We start from the raw sequence: 9,803 nt of genomic DNA, 5'->3' as shown, positions 1-9,803 counted from the left end.
GCGTAGAAGTCGTCGATGGCCGACAGGTAGGTGTCGATGGTGTTGGGGGCGCGGCGGCCGTTCTTCAGATGCCGGCGGAAGTCGCGCACGGCGCCGGTGGCGGCGGTGGGGTCGGTGAGCGGGTCGCCGTCCAGGGCGCCGGCGTCGGCTTGGTCGGCCAGCCAGGCCAGATAGCCTCGCAGTCGCGAGGCGTACTTGGTCTTGGTGGAGCCGGCCAGCGGGGCGTGCGTGAGTGCGGCGGTGTAGTCGGCCAGGACGGCGGCGTGGGGGGCGGGGAGCGGCACGGCCCGCGACCGGCTTGTGTTTCCGGAAGTCACACGCTCAGTCTACTTCCGGAATCGGGCGATTCCGGAAGTAGTGAGGTAGCATAAAGGTACCGAGGACTTTTCGAGCGTTGGCATTCAGGTCTGCGTCGCCCCCGGCGAACCACCACCGGCCACCTTCGCAAGGAGGGGCCTGGACAGGTCAGGCGACCATGACGCCGACGCTTCATTCTCAACACACGCCCCTCAGCCCTGTCGAATCGGCGATTCCGCGGGTCGATTCCGCGCTCCGGCTCGCTCTCTACCCGGTACCGGATCGCCGGGCCGTGGTGGACGGGGCTTGGTGGCCTTATTCCCGCGACGCCGCCGCCGAGCTGCCTCATCTCATCGCCGCCATCGACCAGCGGCTGGGTCGGACCGTCCTGCGGATAGGGGTGTACCGGGACGCCTGGCAGCGCATTGCCCGCCGCATCCCGGCCCGTGGTCGGCAGGTCCGCGTCGGCTGGTTCCGCCACTCCGACCCGCGCGTGATCACTCTCGTCTTCGCCACCGGTGAGCCGATCGCATTGCTGCTCATCCCACCCGACACCGCCGCCGGAACTGCCGAGGCCGCGCTCAAGCTCACCGCCCAGGACACCACCGGCCTGGCCACCGACGACATCCTCATCCTGGCGAGCCTGCCTCCCGATCCCCCGATCCATGCCATCTCCCGCGCGGGCACCACCGACAGCCCGGCCTGCTGGGAGAACGAGGGCGGATCGGTCATCGCGCATGACGCGACCGGCACAGGCGACCGAACGCCAGCACCGGCATGAGGTAACCCATGTGCCGCCTGCCGGCTGGATTGAGCGGTTCAGGTACCGCCAGTTCTGGCGGCGAGCCATCCCCGGCCAGCAGGCATCTCCTTCATCTGTCCCTTCTCCGAACAGGAGACCTTCCATGACTCTGATCGACACCGCCCCGCTCGGCGGGGCGACCGCCTCCGCACCGGCTGGTTCGGCTCTGACCCTCATACACCTGTGCGGTGACATCGACATCTTCACCACCTCCCAGTTGCGGCAGCGGTTGCTCGACGCCCTCGACTACAGCACCGGCTTGCTCGTGCTAAACCTGTCCCAGGTCACCTTCTGCGGGGCCGGCGGGTTGGGGGTGCTGATCGGCGTGCAGGGCCGTGCCCGGGCGCGGGGCATCACACTGGCCCTGACCGGCGTTCCTCTGCGCGTGGCCCGGTTGCTGCGCATCACCGGCCTGGACCGACGCTTGCCGATCATGGCGTGAGCCGGCTCGCCGACCACAAGCGCCGTCGCCGAGGCGGGCTCTGACGGCACGCGTCGTTCCCCTCAGCCTGTCACGGTGAGCGGGCCGGCCTCGCCCGGGCGGCCCGCCGCGGCGCTCGCCTCCCTGATGGACGATTCCTGATCGAACGGCCCTATCCGCAGTCACGACAAGGTGAATCATGGCAACCGCCCGCCCTCCGCAAGGGCCAGGTCATGACCATGGCGTGGACCAGGCCCTGGCCGACGTCTTGGCGGCGGTCAGTACAGCCTCACGCACGCGCGCCCTTCAGAACGTGGTGAACATGGCGAGTCAGAACGTGGTGAACATGGCGAGCTACGGCGACCGGCAGCAGCTCTCCGCGCGTCTGGAGACGATGACGCTTGGTCAGCTCGTTGAGGTAGCCGCCGCCGCACGGTTGCTCAGCGCCGCGGCCGACCAGGCGCTGGCCGGAAAGGCCCGGCACGGGCGCGCGTTACAGCCGATCCAGCCTGGGGCCCCTGACGGCTCTGATCCTTCGCGTCCGTGCGGCCCCAGCGTTCGTCCGTGCGGCCCCAGCGTTTGCTGGTAGGCCCCAGGGCAGATCGCCTGTACCGGTCGCAACCCCGGCGTTTTCCTCCTCGATGTCGTGCCGTCGCACGGCGTCGATCATGTCCCGCACCTGGGCCGCCAGACGACAGCTCCTACGGACGTGGCCTGTTTCCCGGTGCCGGGCTGTCGCCCGTTCGGCTGAGCGTTGTGTCGCCGGCAAGGTTCATGAACTGGAAGCTCAAGGGGCGTGGGGTCGCGTACGGGCGCGTGGACCTTCTCGCGATCGACGAGCTGGGCTATATGGAGCTGGACCGCCGCGGTGCCGAACTGCTGTTTCAGGTTCTGACCGAACGCGAGCCTCCGTGGCCATCGCCTCCAACGAATCGTTCGGAAAAGCGCACATGTCCGAGCCAACATGTGTGGTTCGGCTGAAACTTCACACGTTGGAGCAGCTATTCGGGCTGGGACGGGAGAGCAGTGTGGTTGCGCCATGCGGTCCGGAGGGCTTCGAGTTCGAGCCGAGGGAATGGCGCTCCCCACTTTCCGTGGTATCCGCTTTCGTCATAGCGTCGCGCGACGTCGTCGAAGCAGCGGATGACGGCTCGGGCCAGGGTGTCAATCGTTTGCAACTGGACCAGATCTCGCTGCCGGCGTTGTCGTGACGGCGGCCATCGGGCAACTGAAGCAGTCGCGCCCAGACGTCGTTGCCCCCTCGATAGAAGATCCAGCGAAACGCTGTCGGCTCGGCTTCGAACTGGGCCCGTGTCTGCTCTTCGCCGAGCACCAGCCGGGCCGTCGCGGTCCGGAGTTCCTCAGGAGCCGCGGGGCAGCGTCCCAGCCCGGCGGGCGCGCTCGCGGGAGTGCAGCAGGAAGGTGTTAAATGCCTCCGCCGCGGGCCGCAAGGGTTCAGGGACAGCGTCGATCCGGCGGCGACGGCGTCCGGCGGCCAGCCGTTCGGCGTGATCGCTGGCCAGCGCCAGACCGCGTTCGACGAAGAAGATTTCCAGCCCTCGGCCCAAGGGCCCCATCGAACGGCCGGGCAAGCGAGTCCGCTCCAGCAGGGCTTGGGGATAGTTGGGATGCTCGTCGTCCAGCAGCCATCCCAGCTGGCCGATCAGGACGCAGGCCCGGGCCGGAGAGTGACCGGCGGCCAGGTGGCCGATGAGGTCGCCGAGTCAGGGCGGCGGGGCGGCCAGCCGGGCGATGAGGTTCTCGCCGGCGACGAAGGGCCGTTCGGGGCGGCGCTGGGGCCAGGTCTTCGGCGACGAGGTACTCGCCACTGCCATCCTCGACCGGCTCCCGCACCACTGCGAAGTCCTCGCCATCAACGGGCCCAGCCACCGCCTCAAGAACCGCCTGGCCGTCGTGGACACCCACATCACCGCTGCAGGCTAGAGAACATAGACCCCGCTTGAGAAGATCCCGCCATGAACGCCCACGACTTACGCAGACTTACGGTCCGAGCCGGCTCAGCCCACGACGCAGACGCCCTCGCGCACTTCGACTCGGTAGCGAGATCCGATAGCGGTGAGCGACGCGGCAGCATCGAACGCTGGTGTCGCGAGGGATCAGTCCTCGTCGCGGATGCCGCTCCTGAGCTGGTCGGCTACTGCGTCGTGGAGTACACGTTCTTCGAGCAGGGCTTCGTGACGATGCTCATGGTGGCCGAGCCTCTGCGAGGTCGCGGCATCGGCGAAAGGCTCCTGCGCGCCGCAGCAGCCTCCTGCCTGACCACAAAGCTGTTCGCCTCGACCAACCTGTCGAACCATCAAATGCAACGGTTACTCCAGCGGGTCGGCTGGCGATCAGTAGGAATGGTCCACGGCCTGGATGACGATGATCCCGAGGTGTTCTACCTCTGCGCCCCTCGGAGTCGATGATCTGGCTCTGCACGTTTGTCTGTACTTATCTCTGCACATTGACCGGCAAACGCTGCTACAACAAGGGCGGGTTGCCGGCACCGCGAGGAGGATCCGGGGCTGTGCTACGTCGAAGAGCCCCACCAGGGTTCGGGCATGGTGGACCACCTGCGAGGCTGGTACCGCGACAAGAAGCTCATCGCCTTCACCCTGGAGCCCTACCACGAGGTCGACGCCGACGCCTTCCGCGCGGCCACCAGGCTCTGGCCAAGACGACCTCGTCATGTCCGTCTGCTCCTGCTGCGCGGTGCACTACCCCGGGCAAACGCTCGGGTCGCGCTGCAACAGCGACGACGCGGGCAGACCACCGACACCTGGCGGGCCCGCTACCGCCCTCGGGCGGGCATCGAATCGACGGTCGGCCAGATCATCCACCGCACGGGCATCCGCCGCGGCAGCCACACGAGCATCCGCGCCACCCACGTAGGTCACTGCCTGGCCGCCACCGCGATCAACCTCATCCGCCTCGACGCCTGGCAACAGCGTGTTCCGCACCGCCAGATCCTCGATCACGATCACGTCGTGTTCACGGACCAGCCAGGTGGAGGTCTTGTGCAGGAAATCGGTCCGGGACGCGCGGACCTTGCGGTGGGCGCGGGCGACCTTCGCCCTGGCCGGAGAGGAACGCGATCGTGTTGCCCGGGTGATTCGCATTCACATCTGCTCTACCGGCGAAACAGTTTTGCCGGTAATGTTGACAGCATGAAGGGGCAACCGGGAAACAGGGCGGTCGCGCCCGGCCGGCTCGCGCTCGTGCAATCCTTCGTCAACAGCCTCAACGTCGAGTTCGGTCCCGACTACTTCGCCACCACCGAGGGGTTCGCCACCTGGCTGGACCGCAACGGCTTTCACGGAGTGGGGCCCGGCGAGCTCGACCGTCAGGACGCGGTGACGCTCAGGGAGGCGCTGCGCGCCCTCCTGCGCGAGCACAACGGCGGTGAGCCCGAGCCGTCGGCCCGCGCCACCGTCGAGCACGTCGCCCGCGGCTGCCCCCTCGTCGTGGGCTTCGACGACAGCGGCGCCCTGAGCCTCCAGCCGACCCTGGGCGACGTGCGCGGCGTGTTCGCGACGATCCTGGCGGCCGTGTCCGAGTCCGCGATCGACGGCTCCTGGCACCGGCTCAAGGCCTGCCACGCGCACCAGTGCGCGTGGGCCTTCTACGACCGCTCGCGCAACCGTACCGGCCGCTGGTGCTCGATGGAGGTCTGCGGCACCCGCTCCAAGATGCGCGTCTACCGGGAGTCGAAGAAGCACGCCTGAGGTCACGGCGCGCTCTCCCTGCCGAGCAGGCGCCGGGCCACCACCAGCTTGGTCGCGGCGGCGGTGCCGTCGGCGAGCTGCAGCCCGATGACGTCGCGCAGGCGCTGCGCCACCGGCCCGTCCTCGGACCAGCCGAGATGCCCGAGGGTCAGCAGCGCCTGGTGCGCGGCGTCGACCGCCGCCTTCGGCGCCCACCACTTGGCCATGTTCGCCGTCTCCCTCGGGTCCAGGCCCACGTCTGCCCGCCACAGCGCCTCGAAGGCCACCAGCCGCGCCGCGTGCAGCAGCGTCACGTGCTCGACCAACGGGAACGAGACCGCCTGGAAGCGCCCGATGACCTGCCCGAACGCCTCCCGGGTGCCCGCGTGCGCGAGGGCCTCGTCGAGCGCGGCCTTGCCGACGGCGACGGCCATCAGCGCGATCATCGCCCTGGACACCCCGAATCCCCGCATGACCTGGCCGAAGCCGCGGCCGACACCGCCGACCACGTGCTCGGGGCCCACCCGCAGGCCGTCGAGGACCATCCGCCCCCTGCCGCCCGACCGGCAGCCGAGGTCCTGGAGGCCTTCCCGCTCGACGCCGTCCAGGCCGGCGTAGAAGGCCGTGATCCCGTAGGGGCCCGGCTCGCCGGTGCGGGCGAAGAGCAGCGCGTGCGTGGCGTACGCGGTGGTCATGATCGAGGTCTTCTCACCGGTCAGGACCCACCCGTCGCCGTCGGGCTCCGCCCGCGCCGCGATCGCCGCGGCATCGGTGCCGTGCTCAGGCTCGGTGAGGCCGAGCGCCAGCACGGACTCGCCACGGGCGATCGGCGGCAACCATTCCTCAAGCTGCTCCGGGCTGCCGTTCGCGGCCAGAACCCCGCCCACGAGAGCGGCGTTGAGCACAGGGAAGCACACGGACAGGTCGGCCGCGGCCAGCTCCTCCAGCACGATGCCGGCGCTCACCGCGTCCAGGTCCCGCCCGCCGTACACCTCGGGCAGGCGCAGCGCGAACAGGCCCTCGGCGGCCATCTCCGCGAGCAGCCCCGGACGGTAGGAGCCGCGTACGTCGCTCTCACGCCGGTAGGGCGCGACCTGCTCGGCCGCGAACTGCCTGACCTGCTTGGCGAGAGCCTTCTGCTCAGGGGTGAAATCGAAGTCCACGTCAGTTCCTCAGCGCGTCACGGAGGGTGAATTTCTGGATCTTTCCTGATGGAGTGCGGGGCAGGGACGGCACGATCTCCAGCCGTTCCGGCCAGTACTGCTTGGCCATCCCGAGCGCTGACAGGTGCACCCGCAGGTCGTCGAGCGTGGGCGGGGCGCCCGCGGTCACGACGACGGCGCAGGCGCGCTCGCCCAGCCGCTCGTCCGGATAGCCGACGACGGCCACGTCCCTGAGCGCGGGGTGCTGCAGCAGGGCGCCCTCGACCTCGACGACGGGGATGTTCTCCGCGCCGCGCATGATGACGTCCTTGACCCGGCCGGTGATCCGGATGCCGCCGTGGCCGTCGTCGCGGGCGAGGTCGCCGGTGTCGAACCAGCCGTCGGCGGTCACCGACGCCGCGTACACCTCCGGGCGGCGGTAGTAGCCGAGGCACTGGGACGCGCCGCGTACCTGCAGCAGGCCCGGCTCCCCCGCTGGCACGGGACAGCCCTGGCGGTCCACGATCCGGACCTCCATCCCGGGCACGGCCGTGCCGTCGCTCCCGGCGGCGCGCAGCGGCGGGTCCTCCGGGCGGGTGATCGTGACGCAGCCGTTCTCGGACATGCCCCACAGCGCGTACACCCGGCAGCCGAGGACCTCGCCCGCGTCCTCCACGAGGCTCGGCGCGATCGGCGCGCTGCCGGTGGCGAAGGTCCTGAGCGCGCTCAGGTCCCGGGGCGCGGCGCGCTGGGCCTCGATGAGGTCGGACAGGAACGTGGGCGCGCCCATGAAGAACGTCACCGCCCGCTCCTGCAGGATCTCCAGCATCCGTGCCGGGTTCCAGGCGTCGACCTGGACGGCCGTCGCGCCGAGCAGCAGCGGCATGACGAAGTTCCAGGTGTAGCCGGCCTGGTGCGTCGTGGGCGATCCCATCGCGGTCACCTCGGCGCCGGTGAGGCCGAGCACGTCCGCCTGCGCCCGGTTCATGGCGTAGAGGGTGTTGTGGCTGTGCACCACACCTTTGGGCTCGCCGGTCGTGCCGGAGGTGAAGATGAGCTGGGCGGGGTCGTCGGGGCCGGCCTCCAGAACGTCGAGGTCGGCCGCGGGCGGCTCGTGCGCCAGCAGGTCGCGGTCGAAGTCGAGAGCCCCGGGGCCGCCGCCGACGAGCACGCGGTGGCGCAGCGTCGGGACGGCCGCGGCGACCTCCGCGCTCATCTCCGCGTAGGAGAATCCGCGGAACTCGGCCGCGGCGATGTAGACGGGGCTGCCGGTCAGCCGGGTCATGAACTCGACCTCACGCCTGCGCATGATCGGCACGATGGGCCCGGCCACCGCGCCGATCCTGGCGCAGCCCAGGATCGAGACGACGAGCTGCCACGAGTTCGGCAGCTGCAGGCTCACCACGTCGCCGCGCCGCACGCCGAGCCGCAGCAGGTTGCCCGCCAGGCGGTCGGTCAGCGCGGCGAGTTCGGCGTAGGTCACGCTCACCACGCCGCCGTCCTGGTAGCAGACCAGCGCGGGCTTGGCCGGCTGGGCCGCGGCGGCGTGGCGCAGGTCGTCGAGGATGGTCTCCTCTCGCCACCAGCCCGCCGCGCGGCAGAGGTCTTCGCTGACGATGCTCGTCGCGCTCATCACACGTCCTTCTGTCCGAGGGCCGCCCTGGCCCGCTCGACCACGGCCGACGCCGTCACGCCCGCGCGGCGGAGGAGGTGGCGCTGGTCGCCCGCCACCGAGACGAACGCGTCCGGCAACGCCACCCGGTGCATCCGGATCGGCATGAGCTCGGTCAGCGACTCGGCGACCGCGGCGCCGAACCCGGCGGAGGCCCAGTGCTCCTCCACCGTGATCACCACGCCGGTGGCGCTCGCCCAGGCCGCCAGCGTCGCCACGTCAAGCGGCTTGACCGTGTGCACGTGCAGCACGCTCGCGCGGATGCCGTCCCGGCCCAGCCGGTCCGCGGCCTCCAGCGCGGCCAGCACCGGGTACGGGCCGCAGGCGGCGATCGTGACGTCGAGGCCGCGGCGCAGCACCTGGGCCCGGCCGAGCCGTACCGGCGGGCCTTGCGGCAGGTCCGGCGTGGGGCCCCGGCCCAGCCTGAAGTACACCGGGCCAGGCACCGAGAGCGCCTGGCGGAACAGGGTCTCGGTGGTGGCGGCGTCGCCGGGGGCCACGACGGTCATGTTCGGCAGCGTCCGCATGACGGCCAGATCCTCCAGCGCGTGGTGCGTGGGGCCGAGGTGGCCGGCCGACACCCCGGAGTGGGTGGCGGCGATGACGACGGGCAGGTGGTTCATCGCGATGTCGATCTTGACGGCCTCGACGGCCCGCGAGGCCGCGAACGCGGCCATGGTGTTGACCAGGGGCCGGCGGCCTTCCTTGGCCAGTCCTGCGGCCGTGCCCATCATCGTGTGCTCGGCGATGCCGAGGTTGACGTAGCGGTCGCGGGCGGTGCCGAAGTCGACGCCGCCGAACAGCCCGGTGTCGGAGTCCAGGCAGACCAGGCGCTCGTCCCGGGGTAGCAGCTCGGCCACGAGGTCGCGATAGACCTCCCGCGACGAGCGGGACGCCGTCTCACTCATGCCTTCTCCCTCTCGGAGCGGAGCGCGGCGAGCGCCCGCTGGTGCTGGCGCTCGCTCAGGCGGGCGTAGTGGCTGCGCACGTGGCCCTCCACGAACGGCAGGCCCTTGCCCTTCACGGTGTGCGCGATGACCAGGGTGGGCCGGCCGGGCGTCGGCGGCGTGCCGAGCGCCAGGGTCAGCTCGTCCACGTCGTGGCCGTCGGCCTCGCGTACCTGCCAGCCGAACGCCCGCCACCGCTCGGCCAGGGGCTCGGCGCCGCCGACCTGCTCGGTGTCACCGGTGATCTGCAGGCGATTGCGGTCCACGACGGCGACCAGGTTGTCCAGCCGGTGGTTGGCGGCCACCGCGGCCGCTTCCCATACCGAGCCTTCCTGCAGCTCGCCGTCGCCCATGACGACGAAGCAGCGCCGGTCGGCGCTGTCGAGCCCGAAGGCCAGGGCGAAGCCGATGCCCAGCGCCAGGCCGTGCCCGAGCGAGCCTGTCGGCATCTCCACGCCGGGGATCTCGGGGTGGGGGTGCGCCATGAGATGGCTGTCAGGCATCGCATAGTCGGCCAGCCACTCCTCGGGGAAGAAGCCGGCCTCGCAGAGCGTCCCATAGAGCGCGAGCCCCCCGTGGCCCTTGCTCAGCAGCAGCACGTCGCGGTCGGGCGCCCCGGGGAAGCGGGGATCGACGCGCATGACGCGGAAGTAGAGTGTGGCCAGGATCTCGACAAGCGACAGCGAGCCGCCCGCGTGCCCGCCCTCGGGGCCCGCGCACATCCCGACGATGTGCTCCCTGACGCGGGCGGTCGTTTCGCTCAGAGGGAGCGTGCCCGGCGTGGTGGAGACGATGGTCATGAAGCCACTCCTTTG

The 9,803-nt window shown here is 70.5% G+C and carries 12 protein-coding genes and 4 pseudogenes; 9 read left to right on the top strand and 7 right to left on the bottom strand.

Annotated elements, in window-relative coordinates:
* A pseudogene (locus tag E1294_RS11515) lies at positions 1-317 on the bottom strand (tyrosine-type recombinase/integrase); the annotation flags it as partial.
* Positions 318-475: 158 nt separating this feature from the next.
* Here E1294_RS11515 and E1294_RS11510 point away from each other — a divergent pair.
* The 5 genes and pseudogenes from E1294_RS11510 (at position 476) to E1294_RS52625 (ending at position 2,731) form a co-directional block, all read left to right on the top strand.
* Positions 476-1,078, top strand: coding sequence for a DUF5994 family protein (locus E1294_RS11510; RefSeq protein WP_281284414.1), 603 nt, complete (start codon positions 476-478; stop codon positions 1,076-1,078).
* 124 nt (positions 1,079-1,202) lie between these two features.
* Entirely contained in the window at positions 1,203-1,541 is a 339-nt protein-coding gene (locus tag E1294_RS11505) for an STAS domain-containing protein (RefSeq protein ID WP_132507625.1), read from the top strand.
* Between the two features lie 223 nt (positions 1,542-1,764).
* Complete coding sequence (locus tag E1294_RS11500; RefSeq protein WP_132507623.1) at positions 1,765-2,109, top strand: hypothetical protein; 345 nt, start codon at positions 1,765-1,767, stop codon at positions 2,107-2,109.
* A gap of 218 nt (positions 2,110-2,327) precedes the next feature.
* Positions 2,328-2,458 (top strand): annotated as a pseudogene (locus E1294_RS11495) (ATP-binding protein); the annotation flags it as partial.
* A gap of 54 nt (positions 2,459-2,512) precedes the next feature.
* On the top strand, positions 2,513-2,731 hold the full coding sequence (locus E1294_RS52625; protein WP_165977224.1) for a hypothetical protein: 219 nt from the start codon (positions 2,513-2,515) through the stop codon (positions 2,729-2,731).
* A 150-nt stretch (positions 2,732-2,881) separates the two neighbouring features.
* Here E1294_RS52625 and E1294_RS52620 read toward each other — a convergent pair whose 3' ends face one another.
* Positions 2,882-3,088: a hypothetical protein gene (locus E1294_RS52620; RefSeq protein WP_165977231.1), complete on the bottom strand. Its 207-nt coding sequence runs from the start codon at positions 3,086-3,088 to the stop codon at positions 2,882-2,884.
* 142 nt (positions 3,089-3,230) lie between these two features.
* Here E1294_RS52620 and E1294_RS57115 point away from each other — a divergent pair, with 142 nt between their 5' ends.
* From E1294_RS57115 to E1294_RS57975, 3 genes and pseudogenes are all read left to right on the top strand, one after another.
* Complete coding sequence (locus tag E1294_RS57115; protein ID WP_220447676.1) at positions 3,231-3,464, top strand: ATP-binding protein; 234 nt, start codon at positions 3,231-3,233, stop codon at positions 3,462-3,464.
* A gap of 32 nt (positions 3,465-3,496) precedes the next feature.
* On the top strand, positions 3,497-3,949 hold the full coding sequence (locus tag E1294_RS11480; protein WP_132507621.1) for a GNAT family N-acetyltransferase: 453 nt from the start codon (positions 3,497-3,499) through the stop codon (positions 3,947-3,949).
* A 135-nt stretch (positions 3,950-4,084) separates the two neighbouring features.
* A pseudogene (locus E1294_RS57975) lies at positions 4,085-4,396 on the top strand (hypothetical protein); the annotation flags it as partial.
* An 87-nt stretch (positions 4,397-4,483) separates the two neighbouring features.
* Here the strand turns inward: E1294_RS57975 and E1294_RS55660 are convergent.
* A pseudogene (locus E1294_RS55660) lies at positions 4,484-4,642 on the bottom strand (transposase); the annotation flags it as partial.
* A gap of 48 nt (positions 4,643-4,690) precedes the next feature.
* On the opposite strand from E1294_RS55660, the gene E1294_RS55655 reads away from it, so the two are divergent.
* On the top strand, positions 4,691-5,248 hold the full coding sequence (locus tag E1294_RS55655) for a CGNR zinc finger domain-containing protein (RefSeq protein WP_132507643.1): 558 nt from the start codon (positions 4,691-4,693) through the stop codon (positions 5,246-5,248).
* A gap of 2 nt (positions 5,249-5,250) precedes the next feature.
* On the opposite strand, the gene E1294_RS11460 is transcribed toward E1294_RS55655, so the two are convergent.
* The 4 genes from E1294_RS11460 to E1294_RS11445 are packed head-to-tail and all read right to left on the bottom strand — an operon-like array spanning position 5,251 to position 9,788.
* Positions 5,251-6,390, bottom strand: a complete 1,140-nt coding sequence (locus tag E1294_RS11460; protein WP_132507619.1) for an acyl-CoA dehydrogenase family protein — start codon at positions 6,388-6,390, stop codon at positions 5,251-5,253.
* Between the two features lies 1 nt (position 6,391).
* Positions 6,392-8,002 carry an AMP-binding protein gene (locus E1294_RS11455; RefSeq protein ID WP_132507617.1) on the bottom strand — a complete coding sequence of 537 codons (1,611 nt, stop codon included), beginning with the start codon at positions 8,000-8,002 and terminating at the stop codon, positions 6,392-6,394.
* Positions 8,002-8,949: a transketolase family protein gene (locus E1294_RS11450; protein WP_132507615.1), complete on the bottom strand. Its 948-nt coding sequence runs from the start codon at positions 8,947-8,949 to the stop codon at positions 8,002-8,004. The genes E1294_RS11455 and E1294_RS11450 overlap by 1 nt, the downstream gene beginning before the upstream one ends.
* A complete protein-coding gene (locus tag E1294_RS11445) occupies positions 8,946-9,788 on the bottom strand; it encodes a transketolase (protein WP_132507613.1) in 843 nt (280 codons plus the stop codon). Before E1294_RS11445 ends, E1294_RS11450 begins: the two co-directional genes overlap by 4 nt.
* Positions 9,789-9,803: the final 15 nt, after the last annotated feature.

Source organism: Nonomuraea diastatica (assembly GCF_004349015.1).
Lineage (GTDB): Bacteria > Actinomycetota > Actinomycetes > Streptosporangiales > Streptosporangiaceae > Nonomuraea > Nonomuraea diastatica.
The sequence above is the reverse complement of the archived record's forward strand: the minus strand, read 5'-3'. Positions and strand labels throughout refer to the sequence as shown.